The sequence below is a fragment of the Stenotrophomonas sp. YJH_SMC_19 genome, assembly GCF_059367915.1.
In genome coordinates this window covers 27,743-48,070 of the sequence record NZ_JCAFRI010000008.1, presented here as the reverse complement: position 1 = coordinate 48,070, position 20,328 = coordinate 27,743, and the positions used below count along the sequence as shown (strand labels likewise).

Annotated in this window: 13 protein-coding genes; 9 read left to right on the top strand and 4 right to left on the bottom strand. The window is 68.6% G+C overall.

The window, feature by feature from the left end; all coding sequences use genetic code 11:
- Window positions 1-98: 98 nt before the first annotated feature.
- Window positions 99-647 carry a Dps family protein gene (locus AC5P5R_RS10585; RefSeq protein ID WP_005410730.1) on the bottom strand — a complete coding sequence of 183 codons (549 nt, stop codon included), beginning with the start codon at window positions 645-647 and terminating at the stop codon, window positions 99-101.
- 86 nt (window positions 648-733) lie between these two features.
- On the opposite strand from AC5P5R_RS10585, the gene hrpA reads away from it, so the two are divergent.
- A complete protein-coding gene (gene hrpA, locus AC5P5R_RS10580; RefSeq protein WP_100438349.1) occupies window positions 734-4,819 on the top strand; it encodes an ATP-dependent RNA helicase HrpA in 4,086 nt (1,361 codons plus the stop codon).
- Between the two features lie 72 nt (window positions 4,820-4,891).
- Here hrpA and AC5P5R_RS10575 read toward each other — a convergent pair whose 3' ends face one another.
- On the bottom strand, window positions 4,892-5,428 hold the full coding sequence (locus tag AC5P5R_RS10575; protein ID WP_012481055.1) for a hypothetical protein: 537 nt from the start codon (window positions 5,426-5,428) through the stop codon (window positions 4,892-4,894).
- A 130-nt stretch (window positions 5,429-5,558) separates the two neighbouring features.
- Between AC5P5R_RS10575 and AC5P5R_RS10570 the strand changes: the two genes are divergently transcribed.
- The 8 genes from AC5P5R_RS10570 to tsaB all read left to right on the top strand — a co-directional run bounded on the left by AC5P5R_RS10570 (window position 5,559) and on the right by tsaB (window position 17,784).
- Window positions 5,559-7,715, top strand: coding sequence for a bifunctional (p)ppGpp synthetase/guanosine-3',5'-bis(diphosphate) 3'-pyrophosphohydrolase (locus AC5P5R_RS10570; RefSeq protein WP_043035705.1), 2,157 nt, complete (start codon window positions 5,559-5,561; stop codon window positions 7,713-7,715).
- Between the two features lie 30 nt (window positions 7,716-7,745).
- The gene (locus tag AC5P5R_RS10565; RefSeq protein WP_100438348.1) at window positions 7,746-9,317 is read left to right on the top strand and encodes a hypothetical protein; all 1,572 of its coding nucleotides are present in this window, start codon (window positions 7,746-7,748) and stop codon (window positions 9,315-9,317) included.
- Window positions 9,318-9,380: 63 nt separating this feature from the next.
- Window positions 9,381-10,271, top strand: coding sequence for an SDR family oxidoreductase (locus tag AC5P5R_RS10560; protein WP_005414259.1), 891 nt, complete (start codon window positions 9,381-9,383; stop codon window positions 10,269-10,271).
- Between the two features lie 72 nt (window positions 10,272-10,343).
- Window positions 10,344-11,396, top strand: a complete 1,053-nt coding sequence (locus AC5P5R_RS10555) for a glycosyltransferase family 2 protein (protein WP_100438347.1) — start codon at window positions 10,344-10,346, stop codon at window positions 11,394-11,396.
- An 84-nt stretch (window positions 11,397-11,480) separates the two neighbouring features.
- The gene (mrcB, locus tag AC5P5R_RS10550) at window positions 11,481-13,916 is read left to right on the top strand and encodes a penicillin-binding protein 1B (RefSeq protein WP_100438361.1); all 2,436 of its coding nucleotides are present in this window, start codon (window positions 11,481-11,483) and stop codon (window positions 13,914-13,916) included.
- Window positions 13,913-14,449 (top strand): hypothetical protein, encoded by a 537-nt coding sequence (locus tag AC5P5R_RS10545; RefSeq protein ID WP_080052382.1) that lies wholly within the window; start codon window positions 13,913-13,915, stop codon window positions 14,447-14,449. Before mrcB ends, AC5P5R_RS10545 begins: the two co-directional genes overlap by 4 nt.
- 563 nt (window positions 14,450-15,012) lie before the next feature.
- The gene (yoaA, locus tag AC5P5R_RS10540; protein ID WP_049460210.1) at window positions 15,013-17,061 is read left to right on the top strand and encodes a DNA repair helicase YoaA; all 2,049 of its coding nucleotides are present in this window, start codon (window positions 15,013-15,015) and stop codon (window positions 17,059-17,061) included.
- 9 nt (window positions 17,062-17,070) lie between these two features.
- Window positions 17,071-17,784 (top strand): tRNA (adenosine(37)-N6)-threonylcarbamoyltransferase complex dimerization subunit type 1 TsaB, encoded by a 714-nt coding sequence (gene tsaB, locus AC5P5R_RS10535; protein ID WP_099481727.1) that lies wholly within the window; start codon window positions 17,071-17,073, stop codon window positions 17,782-17,784.
- A 568-nt stretch (window positions 17,785-18,352) separates the two neighbouring features.
- Here tsaB and AC5P5R_RS10530 read toward each other — a convergent pair.
- Complete coding sequence (locus AC5P5R_RS10530) at window positions 18,353-19,237, bottom strand: energy transducer TonB family protein (RefSeq protein WP_005410719.1); 885 nt, start codon at window positions 19,235-19,237, stop codon at window positions 18,353-18,355.
- On the bottom strand, window positions 19,237-20,184 hold the full coding sequence (gene gshB / locus AC5P5R_RS10525; protein ID WP_100438346.1) for a glutathione synthase: 948 nt from the start codon (window positions 20,182-20,184) through the stop codon (window positions 19,237-19,239). Before gshB ends, AC5P5R_RS10530 begins: the two co-directional genes overlap by 1 nt.
- Between the last annotated feature and the right edge of the window lie 144 nt (window positions 20,185-20,328).

The following is a 20,328-nucleotide window of genomic DNA, read 5'->3' as shown; positions in this document are numbered from 1 at the left end:
CCGCCAACCCTCAGGAAACCAGCTTCTGCTCTGGCTCTGGCCTTTGATTTAAGGCCTCTGCGGGTGCAGGGCGCAGCCCTGCCGAATACCCCCAACCCTTACTGGAGCAGGGAACGCAGCATCCAGGCGTACTTCTCGTGTGTCTGCAGCCGCTGGGTCATCAGATCCTCGGTCGGGGCGTCGTCACCCTTGGCCGCCACCTCCAGCACTTCACGCGCCGTACGGCAGACTGCTTCGTTGGCGACCACCAACTGGCGTACCATTTCACGCCAGTCCGCACTGTCGGTCAGGCCCGGTTCCTCGGCGATCGAGGTCAGCGCAGCGAATTCCCGGTAGGAGCCCGGGGCATTGAAGCCCAGCGCGCGGATGCGCTCGGCCACGTCGTCCAGTGCCGCCCACTGCTCGGTGTACTGCGTCTCGAACATGGTGTGCAGCGAGTTGAACATCGACCCGGTCACGTTCCAATGGAAGTTGTGCGTCTTCAGGTAGAGCGTGAACGCATCGGCCTGGAAGCGCGACAGACCGTCGGCGATCTTCTTGCGGTCGCCCTGGGTGATCCCGATATCGATGTTCGGTGCCGACGGTGCCGCCGCAGCAAGCTTCTGCTTGCCGGTCTTGGCCTTGGTCGTGCTCTTGGTCTTCGCCATGGGGTTCCTCCTTGTGGAATCGTTGGCCTTCACAATAAACCGGTCGTGATGACTGGTCGCTTTCAAAGTTTTGAACGAACCGATTGATGAACTCTATCGAAAAAAATCCATCGCCCCGCCTGCGCCAACAGCGTGCCGCCATCGACGGCGCCATGAGCCGCGACCGGGGCCGTTTGCTGGGGATGCTCTCGCGTTGCCAGGCCAAGCCACAGGATGCGGCACTGGCCGCCACCTTCGAGCAGGCCTTGCAGGCGTCGGTGCAGCGCCGGCAGGTGCGGGCGCAACAGCAGCCGTCCATTACTCTGGACCCGCAGCTGCCGATTGCGCGTGAAGCCGACGCCATCATCGGGCTGATCCGCGAACATCAGGTGGTGGTGATCGCCGGTGAAACCGGCTCGGGCAAGACCACCCAGCTGCCGAAACTGTGCCTGGCCGCCGGCCGTGGCCAGGCCGGCATGATCGGCTGCACCCAGCCGCGACGGATTGCCGCACGTGCGGTGGCCAGCCGCGTGGCGCAGGAGCTGCAGAGCGAACTGGGCCAGCTGGTGGGCTACCAGGTGCGCTTCAACGACAAGGTCAGCGAAGACAGCCGAATCAAGTTCATGACCGACGGCATCCTGCTGGCGGAGATCGCCAGTGACCGCTGGCTGTCGAACTACGACACGATCATCGTCGACGAGGCGCACGAACGCAGCCTCAACATCGACTTCCTGCTGGGCTACCTGAAGCAGCTGCTGCGCAAGCGCCCGGACCTGAAGCTGATCGTCACTTCGGCCACCATCGACACCGAGCGCTTCGCCCAGCATTTCGACAATGCGCCGGTGATCAGCGTCGAAGGCCGTACCTATCCGGTGGAAGTGCGCTACCGCGCGCTGGAAGGCGAGGGCGAAGACCAGGGCGAACGCACCGTCAACGACGCCATCGTGTCGGCCATTGACGAGATCACCCGCCTGGATGCGCGCGGCGACGTACTGATCTTCCTGCCGGGCGAGCGCGAGATCCGCGATGCGCACCAGTCGCTGGAACGGCGCAAGTACCGTAATACCGAGGTGCTGCCGCTGTACGCGCGCCTGTCCAACCAGGACCAGGACCGGGTGTTCAACCCCGGGCCGAACCGGCGCATCGTGCTGGCCACCAACGTGGCCGAAACCTCGCTGACGGTGCCGCGCATCCGTTACGTGGTCGATCCGGGTTTCGCCCGCGTCAAGCGCTACAGCCCGCGCAACAAGCTGGACCGCCTGCACATCGAGCCGATCTCGCAGGCCAGCGCCAACCAGCGCAAAGGTCGCTGCGGACGTATCGCCGAGGGCATCTGTTACCGCCTGTACGCCGAAGCCGATTTCCAGGCGCGGCCCGAATTCACCGATCCAGAGATCCGCCGCTCCAGCCTGGCCGGGGTGATCCTGCGCATGCTGCAGCTGGGCCTGGGCCGCATCGAGGATTTCCCGTTCCTGGAAGCGCCGGACGAGCGTGCGGTGGCCGATGGCTGGCAGCAACTGACCGAACTGGGCGCGATCGATGCCGAGCGGCGCATGACTACCATCGGCAAGCAGATGGCACGCCTGCCGGTGGACGTGAAGCTTGCGCGCATGCTGGTGGCCGCGCAGGCCGCAGGCTGCCTGCGGCCGATGCTGGTGATCGCCTCGTTCCTGGGCATCCAGGACCCGCGCGAACGCCCACCCGAAGCGCGTGGTGCGGCCGACAGCGCGCACGCGCAGTTCGCCGATGGCCGCTCCGAGTTCGTTGGCGTGCTGCGCCTGTGGGATGCCTACCGGCAGGCCCATGAAGACCTGACGCAGTCCAAGCTGCGCGACTGGTGCGGACGTCATTTCCTCGGCTTCCTGCGCATGCGCGAGTGGCGCGAGCTGCATCGCCAGCTGCGGCTGCTGTGCGAGGAACTGGGCTGGAAGGAAGAGGCCAGCGAGGCGTCGATGGCGCCGTTGCTGGCCGGCAGCAGTACGCCGGCACCGGCGCGTGACGACGCGGCGGCGGTGAAAGCCACCCGGGGCCAGCTGCACCGCGCCGCGCGCCTGGCCCGCGAAGGCAAGGCGGAGGCCGCACCGGCGCCGGTGGCCGTGCGCGCGCAGAAGGAACAGGCGCCGGTTGGCGGCGGTTTCAGCGAACGCATGCGCGCCGCCGCCTACCAGACCCTGCACCGCGCGCTGGTGGCGGGCCTGCCGACGCAGATCGGCCACCGCACCGAGAAGGGCGATTTCCAGGCGCCACGCCAGCGCCGCTTCCTGCCGTTCCCGGGTTCGGCGCTGTCCAAGCGGCCGCCGCCGTGGCTGCTGGTGGCCAACCTGCTGGATACGCAGAAGGTGTGGGGCATGACCCTGGCCGCGATCGAACCGGACTGGGTGATTGCCGAGCTGCCGCACCTGCTGCTGCGCAAGCACTTCGATCCGCACTGGTCGCGCGCACAGGGGCAGGTGCTGGCGTCCGAGCAGATCAGCCTGTTCGGCCTGGTGCTGGCGCCGAAGAAGCCGGTGCATTACGGCCGCATCTCGCCGGGCGAGGCACATGACATCTTCGTGCGCCAGGCATTGGTGACCGGCGAGATCAACACCCGCGCCAGTTTCGTGGCCGACAACCAGAAAGTGCTGGAGGTCGCCCGCGAGGAGGAAGCCAAGCTGCGCCGCGCCGGCATTGTTGCCGACGAGGACTGGCAGGCGCGCTGGTACCTGGACCGGGTACCGCCGCAGATCCATTCGGCGGCGGGGATGGATACCTGGTGGAAGGGACTGGCACCGGAACAGCGCAAGGCGCTGCACTGGTCGCTCGCAGACTTGCTGCCCGGAGAGGGCAGTGAGCAGGAGCGCTACCCGAAATACCTGGCGCTGGGCCAGGCGCGGTTGCCGCTGCACTACCGCTTCGAGCCGGGTGCCGACGATGACGGCGTGACCCTGGACGTGCCGCTGCACCTGCTCAATGCATTGGACCCGGTGCAGCTGGGCTGGCTGGCGCCGGGCTTCGTCGCCGACAAGGCCTCGGCACTGATCCGCAGCCTGCCCAAGGCAATGCGCCGCAATTACGTGCCGGCGCCGGACTTCGGCCGCGCGTTCTACGAGGCGTTTCCGCAGCCCAGCGCCGATGCCATCACCGGCGAACTGGCGCGTTTCCTGTCACGTGCAACCGGTGCCACCGTGACCGCGCTCGATTTCGAGCCCGGTTCGATCGAGCCGCATCTGCACATGAACCTGCGGCTGCGCGACGAGCAGGGCAAGGTGCTGGCCACTTCGCGTGATCTGGACGCACTGCGCGCGAAATTCGGCGGTCGTGCCGGCGATGCCTTCGCTGCACGCGCTGGCCGCGAGATGGCGGCCGATGGCCTGCGCACGTTCCCGGCCATGCCGATACCGCTGCAGGTACCCGGTGAAGCCGGCGTTCCGGCCTATCCGGCGTTGCTGGACGAGGGTGACAGCGTGGCGCTGCGCATCTTCGCCGATCGGCAGCAGGCACAGGAGGCTCACCCGCTGGGCGTGCGCCGGCTGCTGGAGATCGCCCTGGCCGAGAAGGTCAAGCAGGCGCGCAAGCAGCTGCCGGTGGGCGCCAAGACCGGCCTGTTGTATGCGGCGATCGAGTCGCAGGAGCGCCTGCGTGGTGACCTGGTGGATGCGGCAATGAACGCGGTGTTGGCGGAGGGCCTGGAAGACATCCGCGATGCGGCGGCCTTCGAACAGCGCCGTGAGCATGCGGCCAAGGCCCTGTTCGGCGAGGCCATGTCGCGGCTGAAACTGGCCGAAACCATCCTGGCGCTGGTGGCGGAACTGAAGCCGATGCTGGAAGCACCGTTGATGGGTTGGGCGCGCGGCAACCTGGACGACATGGAAGCGCAGCTGTCCGGGCTGATCCACCCCGGTTTCCTGCGCGATACGCCGGCCGACGCGCTGGCGCAGTATCCGCGTTACCTGAAGGCGATGATCCTGCGCACCGAACGCGCCAAGCGTGATCCGCCACGTGACCAGGCACGCATGCTGGAACTGCATCCGTTCCTGGAAGCGCTGGAAACGGCAGAGCAGCAGGGCCTGCGCGATCGCCCGCAATGGCAGGCACTGCGCTGGGACCTGGAAGAGCTGCGGGTGTCGCTGTTCGCGCAGGAGCTGGGGGCACGTACCGGCATTTCGGCGAAGAAGCTGGCGCAGCGGGTGACGGCACTGCGCCAGGCCTCGTAACCCCCGACCGACCCCGCCGGACGATGACCGGCGGGGTACGGTGGGATGTCATCCACGCGTGGCGTGGATCCACTACTTGGAGCGGCGCACCTTGGGCTGGCTGTTCACGCCTTCCACCTTCATGTACCACACGCCCATCACGCCGGGCTTGATGCTGACCTTGGGCGATTGCTTGCGCACGCCGACCACGCTGGTGCTGTCGGTCTGCTCCCATTCCTGGCCGTTGTCCAGCACGTAGACGCGGCCCTTGCCGAAGCCACGGAACTCGCCCTGCAGCACGCCGGTGATCGGCTCGTTGCTGCCGAAATCGAAGAACCCGCGGTTCTTCACGATCACTTCCTGGCGGCCCTGTTCGCGGGCTTCTTCGCGTACCGCTGCCACAGCCTGGGTCGTCGCCGCTTCAACCTTGCCCTGCAGCCAGCGGTTGAGCGTGGCCAGTTCCTGCGCGCTCAGCTTGTCCAGGCCGGCCGCCTTGAATTCGGTCGGCGACATCTGCTGCTGCAGGTCACCGTCCACCACGCGCTGGGCCAGCGCAGGCGCCGACAGGGACAGCAGCAGTGCGGCGCAGGCCAGCAGCCGTGGACGGAAACGTGGGGCGATCGAGGGCATGGCGGAACTCTCCTGGGTTTGCCGGCGAGTGTAGCGGCATGTCTTCATGCCGGGTGATGGTGGCTGCGGTGATTGTCCCTGAACGGCGCCGGCGCTAGTGTAGGAACCTCTGTCTTGCCTGCTCGATGCTGTGAACCGCGCTTCTGTCCCCGGCCTGGATGCCTTGTTGAACCGTCCCTCCGCCGCGGTGCTGCCCGCTCCGCTGCGCCAAGCCCTGCGCGAACACTGGGAAGCACCGGAGTGCGACCACCAGATGCGCGCCAGCTGGTCGGTGCTGGGCGATACCCTCGATGCACTGTCGATGCTCTCGGCCGACGAAGGCGCGGTGGTTGCCGCGCTGTTGTTCGACCTGCCCGGCCTGCGCGCCAGCCTGGACCAGCTGCCGCTGGGCAACCACAAGGCGGCGGTGATCGGCCTGCTCGACGGCCAGGACGCCGCCGATCCGGTCTGGGCGCTGCATGCTGGCCGCGAGGCCGGGCGCAACAGCGAGGGCCTGCGCCGCCTGCTGCTGGCGATCATCCGCGACCTGCGCGTGGTGCCGATCCTGCTGGCCCGGCAGCTGGCGAGAATGCGCGCTGCCGACAAGCTGGACGACGAGCAGCGCCGGGCGCTGGCGCAGCTGACCCGCGACATACACGCGCCGCTGGCCAACCGGTTGGGCATCTGGCAGCTGAAGTGGGAGCTGGAGGACCTGGCGTTCCGCCACCTGGAGCCGGAAACCTACCGCCGCATCGCGCGCGAAGTGGACGAAACCCGCGTGGCGCGCGAGCGCTACGTGCAGAACGTGAAGAAGCAGCTGTCGCGCGAGCTGGCCGCACAGGGCATCCATGCCGAAGTGAGTGGCCGCCCCAAGCACATCTACAGCATCTGGCGGAAGATGCAGAAGAAGCGGCTGGCGTTCGACCAGCTGTACGACATCCGCGCGGTGCGGGTGATGGTCGACGACGTCGCCGCCTGCTACGCCGCGCTGGGTGTGGTGCATGCGCTGTGGGCCCCGGTGCCGAGCGAGTTCGACGATTACATCGCACGCCCGAAGGCCAACGACTACCGTTCGCTGCACACCGCCGTGGTCGGCCCGGAAGGGCGCACGATCGAAGTGCAGATCCGCACCCACGAGATGCATTCCCAGGCCGAGCTGGGCGTGGCCGCGCACTGGAAGTACAAGGAAGGCGGCAAGGGCGCGGAAAAGTCGTTCGATCGCAAGATCACCTGGATGCGCCAGCTGCTGGAGCAGGCGCAGGACGGGCAGGGCAATGAACTGGCCGGGGCACTCGACGCCGAGCTGACCGAGGACCGGGTCTATGCGCTCAGCCCGAAGGACGAGGTGCTGGACCTGCCCCAGGGGGCCACGCCGCTCGATTTCGCCTACCAGGTACATACGATGGTGGGCCACCGCTGTCGCGGCGCCAAGGTCAATGGCCGCATCGTGCCGCTGACCTATCGCCTGCGCAGCGGCGACCGTGTCGAGATCCTCACCGGCAAGGAGGCCGACCCCCGCCGCGACTGGCTGATGCCCGCGCTGGGCTTCCTGGCCAGCAACCGCTCGCGCGAAAAGGTACGCAGCTGGTTCCACAAGCTGGACCGCGCGCGCAACGTGCAGGCCGGGCGCGAACTGCTCGAGCGCGAGCTGAAGCGCCTGGGGCTGCAGCATTCGGATCTGGCGGTGGCGGCGAAGAAGTTCCATGCCGACAGCGTTGACGACCTCTACATCCAGGTGGCGCTGGGCGACACCGGCCCGAACCAGGTCAGCCGTACGCTGCTGGAAGCAGAGCGCGCGGCCAGCCAGCCGGCCCCTGCGCCGGCGCTTCCGCGCCCGACCGCCCGCCGCGAGAACCTGGGCAAGTCCAAGTTCACGGTGCAGGGCGTGGGCAATCTGCTGGTGCAGCTGGCGCGCTGCTGCCAGCCGGTGGCCGGCGAACCGATCGTCGGCTACCTCACCCGTAGCCGTGGTGTCACCGTGCACCGGGCAGACTGTGCCGCGCTGGCCCGGCTGGCGGCCACCAGCCCGCAGCGCATCCTGCCGGTGGAATGGGGCCAGGCCGGGGGCGGCTACGAGGTGGACGTGGTGGTCAATGCGGTCGACCGCCGCTGGCTGCTGAAGGACATCACCAACCTGATCGCCCAGGAAGACGCCTACGTGCTCGACATCCACAGTGACAACGTGCGCAACAGTGGCCGTGCCCATCTGCGCCTGAGGCTGAAGGTCAGCGACTACGACCAGTTGTCGAACCTGCTGGGCAAGCTGGACGCGCTGCCGGGTGTGAGCGAGGCGCGTCGCCTCGGCTGAGCTTCACGCCGCCCCGGCTACCCTGCACGCATGGAACGCGAGCCCCCGCATCGCCCGCATGGCGCTGAACACCCTGCGCTGGATCGCGTCCGCCGCGAAGGCCGCTGGTGGTGGCTGCAGGCACGTCATGCGCGGCGGGTCTGGCGATGGGCGCTGGTCGCGGCGCTGGCGGTGTTCGTGCTGCTGGTGCTGCTGCGCAAGCCGCTGGCCGACTGGTTCTGGGACGAGCCGCAGATCGAACAGCTGCTGGTCGAAGGCGATCGCGCGCTCGCCGCCGGCCGGCTGAGTGCGGCCGACGGCAGTGGTGCGCGGGAGCGCTACCAGGCGGTGCTGGCACTGGATGGCGATCGGCCGCAGGCGCGCCAGGGCCTTGCACGAACCGCCGCGGCAGCACTGCAGCAGGCCCGCGACAAGCTGCAGGGCGACGATCTCGAGGGCAGCGCGCAGTCACTGGCGCTGGCCCGCGAGCTGCAGGTGCCGCAGGGCGACGCCGACGCCGTGGCCCGCCAACTGCAGGCGCGGCGTAGCGCCGGCGCCGGTATCGGCGCGTTGCTGGCCCAGGCCCGCAATGCGTTCGCGGCCGGCCGGCTGGACGATGGCGACAGCAGTGCGTTGCCGCTGTTCCAGCGCATTCTGGCACTGCAGCCGGACAACCTGCCCGCTCTGGAGGGGCGCGAGGATGCACTGAGCGATCTGCTGCAGCATGCGCGCGCGCTGGCCGGACGCGGGGAACTGGCTGAAGCCGCTGCGACGTTGCAGCGCGCGCGCCTGTTCGATGCAGGCCACGCCGATCTTCCCGCCAGCCAGGAGGCCCTGGCACGGGCGGTCGACGAGCGCTTGCGGCAGGCACAGCGCGCACTTCAGCGACAGCAGCTGGAACGTGCCGCAAAGGGGTTCCTGGCCGTGCTGGCGGTGGCGCCGGACGATCCCACTGCCCAGCGGGGCCGCGAGCAGGTGCTGCAGGCGGTGCTGGCGCGAAGCCAGATCCAGGCCGACGATTTCCAGTTCGAGGCGGCGCAGCGTGATGCCGTGCTGGCCGAAGCACTGGGCGCTTCGCAGGCGGCACGACAGCAACTGGTGCAGCGCCTGCAGCGTGCACGGCAGGCCCGGGAGGCACTGCAGCAGCCCGCAGTGAGCAACGCGCAGCGTGAACGCGAGCTGCGCGATCACCTGCGCCGGATCGAACGCGCCGAGCGCGCAGGCCAATGGATCAGCCCTCCGGGGCACAGCGCATTCGATGCCCTTCGCGAAGCACAGGCGCTGGCACCGCGCGATTCACGGGTGAAGGCCGCGGCCGCGCGCCTGCTGCCTGCCAGTCGCCGTTGTTTCGACGACAACCTCCGGCAGAACCGGGTGCAGGCTGCAGGTGCCTGCCTGCAGGCCTGGCAGACGTTGGCTCCCACCGCCGGCGGCCTGCCTGCGGCCCGCCAGCGCCTCGCGCAGCGTTGGATTGCGATTGGCAGCGAACGATTGGGCAACGGAGATGTCGCCTTTGCCGAACGTGCGCTCCAGCAGGCGGGCGAGCTTGGCGTCGGCCCTTCCAGCAGCGAGTACCAGCAGTTGCGGCAGCGCCTGCGCGACATCGGGGTGTCGTCGCCCTGAGCCCGCCGCTGCCGGAGGGACCGCTATAGTAGCCACCCCTCGCAACATCCCCACGGAGTGCCGATGACCGTCCTTGTTTCCGGAGCCACCAGCCAGATCGGCCGGTTCCTGCTGCCGCGCCTGGTGCAGGCGCATGGGCGGGTACAGGCGGTGAGCCGGCAACCGCAACCGGCACAGGACGGCGTGCAGTGGCTGTGCGGGGACCTGGCAGCTGCGCTGGACAGCGTGCCGTCTCCGGACTGGCAGGCGATTGCCAGCTTCGGCCCCCTTGAAGCATTGGCGCAGTGGTTGTCGCGGCAGACGGCGGCCCCCGCGCGGCAGGTCATCGCCACCAGTTCGATGAGCGTGCTGAGCAAGCAGAATTCCGAGCAGGCCGACGAGCAGGACGTCGTGGCGATGCTGCAGCGGGGCGAAGCGGGCCTGATCGCGCAGGCCGAGCGTCTTGGCATGGGCTGGACGATCCTGCGGCCGACCCTGATCTATGGGGCCGGCATCGACCGCAGCATCACCCCGATCGTGCAGCGTGCGCTGCGTCTGCGCCTGTTTCCAATTCCGCTGGTGGGAGGCCTGCGCCAACCGGTGCATGCCGACGATATCGCCCGCGCCGTGGTGGCCTGCATCGCCACCGGTGCAGCGTCGGCACGGGTGCTGGAAATCGGCGGTGGCGAGCGCCTGCCCTATCACGCGATGTTCCGCCGCGTGCACGCCAGTCTGGCACAGCCGACATTGGCGCTGCCGTTGCCGGGCGCGGCACTGCGGGGCCTGGCCGCGGTGCTGCCGCGGGCGCGTGGTCCGGTGTCACGCCTGCAGCAGGATCTGATTGCGGACAATGGCCCGCTGCAGGCGCTGCTGGACGTACATCCGCGGCCGTTCCAGCCCGACGCGGACACGTGGCGACCGATGAGCGCGGCCCAGGCCGTGCAGCGGATCGCTGCGTATCCCGGCAACGGCTAGCCAGCCATCGTATCCATCCTCTTTGGGGGCTCTGCTACCATCCCCCGGCCCTTGTTTCCGCGAGTACGTTCGATGCCTGACGCGCCATCCCGATCGGCCCCTGCCGAGCGCATTGGCGTCGCGCTGTGCACCTACAACGGTGCGCGCTACCTGCAGGCGCAGCTGGACAGCATCCTCGACCAGGATCTTCCGGTGAACGAAGTCATGATCGGCGATGACGGTTCCAGCGACCAGACGCTGCAGCTGCTGCAGGCCTTCGTGCCGCGTGCACAGGCGCTGGGCATCCGTGTCGAGATCGTCCAGCACGCGCGCAATCTCGGCTATGTGCGCAATTTCGCCGATGCACTGATGCGTTGCCAGGCCGACATCCTGTTCCTGTGTGACCAGGATGATGTCTGGCATCCGGGGCGTGTCCGCCGCTACGTGGAGCGCTTCCACGCCGATCAGGGCCTGTTGCTGCTGCACAGCGATGCATGGCTGGTGGACGCGCAGGGCGCGCCGCTTGACCAGCGGCTGCTGGAGGTACTGGTGGTCCATCCGGCCGAGGTCGAGCTGGAACGCTCGGGCCTTGCGATCGACGCGATCCTGCTGCGCAACTTCATCACCGGTGCCACCTGTGCGCTGCGCCGCGGGCTGCTGGCCGGATCGCTGCCGGTCCCGCCGGGCTGGAGCCACGACGAATGGCTGGCGGTCCACGCATCGCTGCGTGGAGGATTGGACATGCTGGCCGAACCGACCATCGACTACCGGCAGCATGGCAACAACCAGATCGGTGCCAGTCGCCGCGGTTTCCTGCAACGCCTGCGCCATCTCGATCTGTTCGATTCACAGGCGCGCCAGCGCACGGCCGGGCGCCTGCTGGCCCTGGCCGATCTGCTGGGGCAGCGCGGCGTGGTGGTGGCGCCGGAGCGCTTCCAGGGACTTCACGCGCTCGCCTGGCGCATGGCCTGGTCGCGACTGCAGCTGTATCGCCGCGTGGATGTGCCGGCAGGCTGGATCGCCCATGATGCGCCGCGGTTGATCGCACGCCTGGCCAACGTCTGCCTGGCGGGGGGCGGCTGGAAAGGGGGCTGGGCAGCGCTTGCGGGCGCGTGGGCCGGGTGGCGGGCGCCGCGCGCTGCTTGAACTGCAGTGAAACCGCGGGCCATCGCCTGCCAGCCACCGCGGCGCCTGCGTTAGACTCGCCAGACCCTACCTGCCTGCATGCCCGTGCCCCGACGCTACGATTCCGACGACATCGACGATTTCGACGACGACCAGCAGGACGACAGCCCGCTGTGGCGGCGTCGCCTGATCACCTGGAGCATGGCTGCGGTCGCGTTGGGATTGGGCTTCCTGATCCCTTATACGCTGTACCTGAACCAACAGGTGACCCAGCGCTTCGGTGAACTGCGCTGGCAGATCCCGACCCGGGTATATGCGCGGCCGCTGGTGCTCACACCCGGCAAGGCGATGGACGCGGCGACCCTGAAGACCGAACTCGCCGCATCCGCCTACCGCGATGACGGGCAGGGCAAGGAGCCGGCGACCTATGCGGTGAACGGCGGGCGCTTTGTCATTTCCAGCCGTGGCTACAACGATGTGGATGGCCGCGTCGCACCGCGTCGGCTGGAACTGTCGCTGGCAGACGGTGCGGTCGCGTCGCTGCGTGATGCCGACAACCGCAAGGCGCTGAAGGCTGCGCGCCTGGACCCGGCGCGTATTGCCACCCTGTACGGGCAGAAGCAGGAAGAACGCCGCCTGATCCGCATGGACGAGGCGCCGGACCTGCTGGTGACCGGCCTGCAGGCGGTGGAGGACAAGGACTTCAACCGTCACCACGGCATCGATCTGTCCGGCATCGCGCGCGCGGTGTGGGTGACGGTCCGTTCCGGTGGCCAGAGCCGCCAGGGGGCGTCCACGCTGACCCAGCAGCTGGCCCGCAGCGGCCTGCTCGGGATCGGCAAGGAACAGACGGTCACCCGCAAATTCAACGAAGTGCTGTACGCGCTGATCATGGAGGCGCGCTACGACAAGCGCACCATCTTCGAGGCCTATCTCAACCAGGTGTACTTGGGCCAGCGCGGCAGCCAGGCCATCCACGGCATGTCTTCCGGCGCCGAGTTCTGGTTCGGCCGTGACCTGCAATCGCTGGAAACCGAGCAGATCGCGCTGCTGATCGGCCTGGTCAAGGGCCCGTCCTACTACGATCCGCGGCGCAACCCGGAACGCGCGCTGGATCGCCGTAATTTCGTGCTGGGCAAGCTGCATGAGGCGACGCTGATCGACGATGCCGAGTACCAGCGTGCGTTGAAGGCGCCGCTGGGCGTGCCCAAGACGCCGGGCCTGGTGGCGGCCAACCGCTTCCCGGCCTACGTGGACCTGGTTCGCCGCCAGCTCGGCCATGACTATCCGGAATCGGCGCTGCAGGGCGCCGGGCTGAGCGTGATGACCGGCATGTCGCCGTCTGCGCAGGCCTATGCCGAAGGCGCGGTGACCCGCACCATCAAGTCGCTGGAAAGCAAGCGCCGTCCCGAACTGCAGGCCGGCATGGTGCTGACCGACGTGCACAACGGTGACGTGCTGGCGGTGATCGGCAGCCGTGAGGTGTCCGAGGTGGGGTTCAATCGAGCGATCGAAGCACAGCGCCCGGTCGGCTCGCTGTTGAAGCCGTTCGTGTACCTGCTGGCGCTGGCGCAGCCGGACCGCTACTCGCTGGCCAGCTGGGTCGACGATTCGCCGGTGACGGTGCAGCTCGGCCGTGGCCGCAACTGGAGCCCGGGCAACGCGGACAACCGCAGCCACGGCACCGTGCGCCTGATCGACGCGCTGGCGCATTCCTACAACCAGGCCACGGTGCGCGTGGGCATGCAGGTCGGCCCCGAGCGTGTGACCCAGCTGATCCACGTGCTGGCCGGCATCAAGGCCGAAGCGAATCCGGCGGTGATCCTCGGTTCGACCGACCAGAGCCCATACGCGATGGCACAGCTGTACCAGTTCCTCGCGTCCGGTGGCGAAATCCAGCCATTGCATGCGGTGCGTGGCGTGCTCGATCCGGAGGGCAAGCTGCTCAAGCGTTACGACAAGACCCCGGCACCGGCCCAGGAAGGCGATTCGATTGCCGCCAACCTGATCAGTGTCGGCCTGCAGCAGGTGGTTGCCAGCGGCACCGCGCAGCGGCTCAACGCCGATGGCCTCAGCCGCCTGCAGCCGGCCGGCAAGACCGGTACCACCAACGATGGTCGTGACAGCTGGTATGCCGGTTACACCGGGGATCACCTGGCGGTGATCTGGATCGGCAACGACCAGAACGAGCAGGCCGGCCTGTACGGTGCCACCGGCGCGATGCGGGTCTGGTCGGGCATCTTCCAGCGTCTTCCCAGTGCGCCGCTGCGGGTCAGCAACAAGGGCCTGGACTGGCAGTCGGTGGCCGCCAGCGGCCTCAACACGACCGACGAGGGCTGCCCGGGAGCGCGCCGCTTCCCGTTCGTGGTCGGCTATGCGCCGGCCTATGCGCCCTGTGCACCGGCGGTGTCGCCGGACGGGCAGGGCGAGGCCGAAGGCGAGGGTGGTGGCTGGCGCAGCTGGTTCGGCCTGGACCGCAAGCCGGAAGCGCCTGCCGAACCTGCCGCGACGCCCGCCGCCACTCCTCCCCCGAGCCGATGATGCCGATGAACATGCGATCCCTGCTGCAGCCCCTGACCCTGACCGGCCTCAGCCTGGCCCTGGCCGCCTGCGTGAGCAGTGCACCGCCGGTGGTCAAGCCGGTCGATACCACCACGCCGGCGCAGCGCCTGGCCGCAGTTGACGCAGCCGCTGGCCCGGATGACAAGGAGCTGTCGGTGCAGCCGTTGCGTGACTCGCAGGTGGAAGATCTGCGGGTGACCGCGCAGGCACAACGCCAGGTCAACGATCTGGCCGGTGCCGCCAGCAGCCTGGACCATGCGCTGGAGATCGTCGCTGGTGACCCGGCGGTGCTGCAGGAGCGCGCCGAGCTGGCGCTGCTGCAGGGGCAGTGGGCGCAGGCGGAGGCGTTCGCGCGCAAGGCGGTCGACCTGGGCTCGAAGACAGGGCCGCTGTGCCGCCGGCATTGGGCGACGATCGAGCAGTCGCGCCTGGCGCGGGGCGAGAAGGAGAATGCGGTGTCGGCGCATGCGCAGATTGAGGGCTGCACGGTGCCGGGGATCAAGCGGTACTGAGGTATTCCACTCCATCGGGCGCTGCCCCCTCTGCGGCAAGCGCTCGCACTGATGGATGGTCGTGATGGGCTGTGTGGGTGGGGCGTGCAGGACACGCCGTAAACCCATCCCTGGGGGCTCGATGGCGCCATCCATGGCGCCAACGGTCCTGCACGCCCCACCCACCCGGTCCGCCATACATCGCGCGGGCCGCAGGCAAGAACAAGATCAAAATCAAAAGCGGGTCGCGCGCTGCGCGCGCTCGCTGCCATTTCTTTTCTTCTTTCCCCGTTACTCCCATCGCTTCTGAGCTGCCAGTCGAGCAGGCTCGGCTTTGCGAAGTCTGTCCCCTCCGTCACCGGGAAACTGTCGAAGGCGGGGGACTGTGGGTTTGCGGGGTGTCCGCGGCATGGATGCCGCGGCCAAGCCCCCAAGGACGGGTCTACGGCGTCCCCGCAAACCCACAGTTCCCCGCCAGCCCTCCGTGCAACCCAGAGCCATGACCGCCGTTGCCGTTGCTGTTGCTCCGGCTCTGGCTTGAAACGGGTGCCGGGCAGCGCCCGGCCGGGTATCCTTTCCCTCTGATGTCCGACCTTGTCCATGCCAGCCGCGAAGCCCTCAGCGACGGCGGCGCGCTCGCCTCGCACCTGGATGCCTTCGTCCCGCGTCCGGCACAGCTGCACCTGACCGAAGCCATCGCCGATGCGCTGCAGCAGCGTGACCTGCTGCTGGCCGAGGCCGGTACCGGCACTGGCAAGACCTTTGCCTATCTGGTGCCGGTGCTGCTGTCCGGGCTGCGTACCATCATTTCCACCGGAACCCGCGCGCTGCAGGACCAGCTCTACCACCGCGATCTGCCACGGGTGCGCCAGGCGCTGGGTGTCGGCCTGCGCAGTGCGCTGCTGAAGGGGCGCGCGAACTACCTGTGCCGCTATCGCCTGCAGCAGGCGCGCGGCGAGCCGCGTTTTTCCAGCCCCGAACAGGCGGCGCAGTTCCAGCGCATCCTGGCCTGGTCCGGTCGTTCGGAGTTCGGTGACATCGCCGAACTGGAAGGCCTGGCCGATGATTCGCCGCTGCTGCCGATGGTCACTTCCACTGTCGACAACTGCCTGGGTACCGACTGCCCGTTCTGGGATGACTGCTTCGTGGTGCGCGCGCGGCAGCGTGCGCAGGCGGCCGATGTGGTGGTGGTCAACCATCACCTGCTGCTGGCCGATCTGGCCCTGAAGCAGGATGGCTTCGGTGAACTGCTGCCGGGGGCGCAGGCCTTCGTCATCGACGAGGCACACCAGCTGCCCGAATTGGCCGCGCAGTTCTTCGGCGAAGGTTTCGGCATGCGCCCGTGGCAGGAACTGGGCCGCGACTGCCTGGCCGAAGCGCGTGGCGTCGGCGGCGCGCAGTCGGCGCTGCAGGAACCGGTCGACCAGTTGCAGCAGGCGCTGCTGGCCCTGCGTTCGGCGATGGAGAGACTGCCGCCGCGTGGCACGCAATGGCGCGCGTTGGCGATGCCGCAGGTGCGCGATGGATTCGATACGGTGATGGCGGGGTTGGTGACGCTGGAGCAGGCACTGCAGCCGCTGCGCGAAGCCGCGGCGGGCCTGGATGCCTGCCATGCGCGGGCGCGCGAGGCGGTCTCGCGGCTCAGCCGCTGGCTGGGCGATGACGAACCTGCCCTCGATTTCGATACCGACCCGGCGGAAACCGCCACTGCCGCTGATGTGCTCTGGTACGAGCTCACGCCACGTGGTTTTCGCTGCCAGCGCACGCCGATGGATGTGTCCGGCCCGTTGCGTGAGCATCGCGAACGCAGTCGCGCGGCATGGATCTTCACCTCGGCGACGCTGACCGTGGGCGGTGGCTTCGACCACATCGCCACCCGCCTGGGCCTGGACGATCCGCACACGCTGGTCCAGCCGAGTCCGTTCAATTGGCCGGAGCAGGCGCTGTGCTACCTGCCCGAAGGCCTGCCTGATCCGGCTGCGCGGGGCTTCGGTACTGCGTTGATCCAGACCCTGCGGCCGGTGTTGCAGGCATCGCAGGGCAGGGCATTCCTGTTGTTTGCCTCGCACCGTGCATTGCGCGAGGCCGCCGAGGCACTGCGCGACGGGCCATGGCCGTTGTTCGTGCAGGGCGAGGCGCCGCGCGCGACGCTGTTGCAGCGCTTCCGCGAATCGGGCAATGGCGTGCTGCTGGGCTCGGCCAGTTTCCGCGAGGGCGTGGACGTGGTGGGCGAGGCGCTGAGCGTGGTGATGATCGACAAGCTGCCGTTCGCGGCACCGGACGATCCGGTGTACGAGGCACGGCTGGAGGCGATCCGCAGCCAGGGTGGCAATCCGTTCCGCGATGAGCAGCTGCCGCAGGCGGTGATTGCGCTGAAACAGGGCGTCGGTCGCCTGATCCGCAGTGAGAGCGACCGTGGTGTGTTGGTATTGTGCGACCCGCGCCTGCTCAACCGTGGCTATGGCCGGATCTTCCTCGATTCACTGCCGCCATTCCGCCGTACCCGCAGCCTGGCCGATGTGCAGGCCTTCTTTACGCCACAATGGGCGCCCGTGGCCGATGATGCGGCTGCCCCGGCCGCCGTTGCGACCGGCCCCGAGCCGGCGCCCGGTGCCACGTTCCCCCTGTTCTGACCCGATCCGATGAAACTGCTCGCCTTTGAAACCGCCACCGAAGCCTGTTCCGTTGCCCTGCATGTCGATGGGCAGGTGCTGGAACGCTTCGAGATCGCCCCGCGCCGGCATGCCGAACTGAGCCTGCCGTGGGCCGAGGCGCTGCTGGCCGACGCCGGCATCAGCCGCCGCCAGCTGGACGGCATTGCGCTCAGCCGTGGCCCCGGTGCGTTCACCGGCGTGCGCCTGGCGATCGCCATTGCCCAGGGCATCGCACTGGCCCTGGACCGCCCGCTGTTGCCGGTCTCGACGCTGCAGGTGCTGGCGCTGCGGGCACCGGCAGAAGAAACGCAGATCCTGTCGGCGATCGATGCACGGATGGGCGAGCTGTATGTCGCGCGCTTCGAACGTGTAGACGGCCTGCCGGTGGCACGTGATGCCGAGCGCGTGTGCGCCCCCGCTGCGGTTGCGCTGCCGGAAGGGATGTCGGCCTACGGTGTCGGCACCGGTTTCGGTGCAGCCGAGGGGGCACTGGTGACCCAGCTGGGCAACGGCCTGCGCGGCTTTGATGCGACGGCGCTGCCGCGGGCATCGGATGTATTGGCACTGGCGGTGCCGGCGTTCGCTCGCGGCGAAGCCATTGCACCGGAGAAGGTCGAGCCGGCGTACCTGCGTGACAATGTGGCGCTGACCCTGGTCGAGCAGCAGGCCGCGCGCGAGGCGAAGGCGAAGGCCAACGGCTGAGCCCCTCGTGGCGGGATTGGTCGCGTAGATCAAAAGCCGTGGTTTGGCCGGGCGGGTGGGCTGCGCAGGGGGCGCTGCAAGTACGTCCCTGTAAGCTCGGTCGCCGCTTGCTCGTGTGCGCAGTCCTGCGCACACGAGCAAGACCGGGGTTGGGCGTCCTGCCCAACCCGCCCGAGGCATGCCTCGGGCCCATGCGGCTCACGCCCCTGCGCAGCCCACCCGCCCGGCCTCTGACAGTTTCCGTGTGCGTCCGCCACGGAAAATCAAGAAAAGAAAAGTCAAAGTCAAAAGCGGGTCGCTTCGCTCGCATCCACGCGTGGCGTGGATGTGTGTCGACCAAGGTCGACACCTACCAAAGCAATGGTGCGCCGCGATCTGTCAGAGGCGGGGCGGTGCCGGGCGGCGGGGTATCCGCGGCATGGATGCCGCGGCTAAGCCTACACGGACGTACTTGCGGCGTCCCCGCCGCCCGACACCGCCTCGCCACGCTTCAGTACACCAACCGCCGCTGTTGCCGTTGCTCTAGCCTTCCAGCGGGTCCCGGGCCGCAGGCCCGGGCAACAAAACCCTACCGGTCGTCGTGCAGAGTGCCGCCCGGCAGGAACACCCACGTACGGGTAACCTGCAGGATGTCGATCTCATCCTCGGTCTTCGGCAACGGCGGGAACGGCTGCGCCAGCTGCACCACCCGCAGGGCGGCCTCATCCAGCAATGGCGTCCCGCTCGAACGCAGGATCCGGCTGCTCTCCACGCTGCCATCGCGGCGCACGCCCACGCTGATCACCACCTGGCCGCCGAGGCGGCGCTGCCGCGCCTCATCCGGGTAATTCAGGTTGCCTACCTTCTCGGCACGGTCGACCCAGGCGCGCAGGTAATTGGCATAGGCATACTCACGCGTGCTGGCCGACACGAACTTGCGGTTCGGGCGCTTGGCGTACTGCGCCGAGCGCAGATGTACTTCGGCAGCCAGCCGCGCCATCTCCACGTCGCGCTGTTCGCGTGCGCTCAAGGGCGCATCCGGTTCGGGCTGATCCGGCGTGGGGCGGGACTGCGCCTGCGCCACCACCTCTTCGCCATTGCGGCTGCTGACCACCCGTGCCTGTGGCGGCGGAACCGGCGCGGCCGATTGCTGCTGCTGTGGAACCGGGCTGATTCCGGACTGGGCCTGCGGCACGATGCCGGCCTGGTTGTCGCGCGGACGCTGTGCGCGGTCGTGCTCGCCACCGCCTTCCTGATTGGCCGCGGCCAGGAAATCGGCCTGCTTCGGGGTCAGCGCGGTGCGGGTCTGGCTGAAAATGACTTCCAGTGTCGGCACCAGCGGCGCATCGCCCTTCACGGCGAAGCCCACGCCCAGGATCAGCAGGGCGTGGACCAGCACCGACAGCGCGATGGTCGCCCCCAGCCGTTGCGCTTCGCGCGGCGGCGGGGGCAGGACGGCAGGTGCGGCAGACATCAGCGCAGGCCGGCCTCAAGTGCGTCGAACAGGGTGCCGGCGATGTTCAGGCCGTACTGCGCGTCCAGTTCGCGCACGCAGGTCGGGCTGGTCACGTTGACCTCGGTCAGGTAATCGCCGATCACGTCCAGGCCGACGAAGCGCATGCCGCGGCGCTTCATCTCCGGGCCGACCTGGGCGGCGATCCAGCGGTCGCGCTCGCTCAGCGGGCGGCCTTCGCCGCGGCCGCCGGCGGCCAGGTTGCCGCGGAATTCATCGCCCTGCGGAATGCGCGCCAGGCAGTAGTCCACCGGTTCGCCATCGACCAGCAGGATGCGCTTGTCACCGGCGGTGATGTCGGGAATGAACTTCTGGGCCAGCGCCAGCTTGCGGCCGCCGTCGGTCAGGGTTTCCAGGATCACGTTCAGATTCGGATCGCCCTGGCCGCTGCGGAAGATCGAGCGGCCGCCCATGCCGTCCAGCGGCTTCAGCACGGCCTGGCCGTGCTCCAGCGCAAAGGCCTTCAAGACCTTCGCGTCGCGGCTGACCAGGGTCGGCGGACAGCACTGCGGGAACAGCAGCGCGGCCAGCTTCTCGTTGTAGTCGCGCAGGCCCTGCGGGTTGTTGACCACGCAGGCGCCAGCCGCTGCGGCCACGTCCAGCACCTGGGTGTCGTAGATGTATTCGGCGTCGACCGGCGGGTCCTTGCGCATCAGCACGATCTGGCCGGGGCCGAACTCGGTGCGGCCGAACGCGCCCAGCTCATACCAGCCGGCCGGGTCGTCGCGCACCCGCAGCGGCGCGGTCTGGGCCACCGCTACGCCACCCTCCAGGGCCAGGCCGCCCGGGCGCACGTAATGCAGGGCATGGCCGCGGCGCTGGGCTTCCAGCAGCATGGCGAAGGTGGTGTCCTTGGCGATCTTGATGTGGGCGATGGGATCCATCACCACGATGACGTTCAACGGCATGGGCGCACCTGTCAGGCAAGGCGTTGATGGTAGCGGCAACGCCGCTCGCGCGCCTCCCCGCCGTCCTGCAACGCAGCGTCCGCCCGGCGGTCGCGCACGCATTGCGAAACCCGTCACGTTCAGGAGGGTGCCATGCCCCGCGCC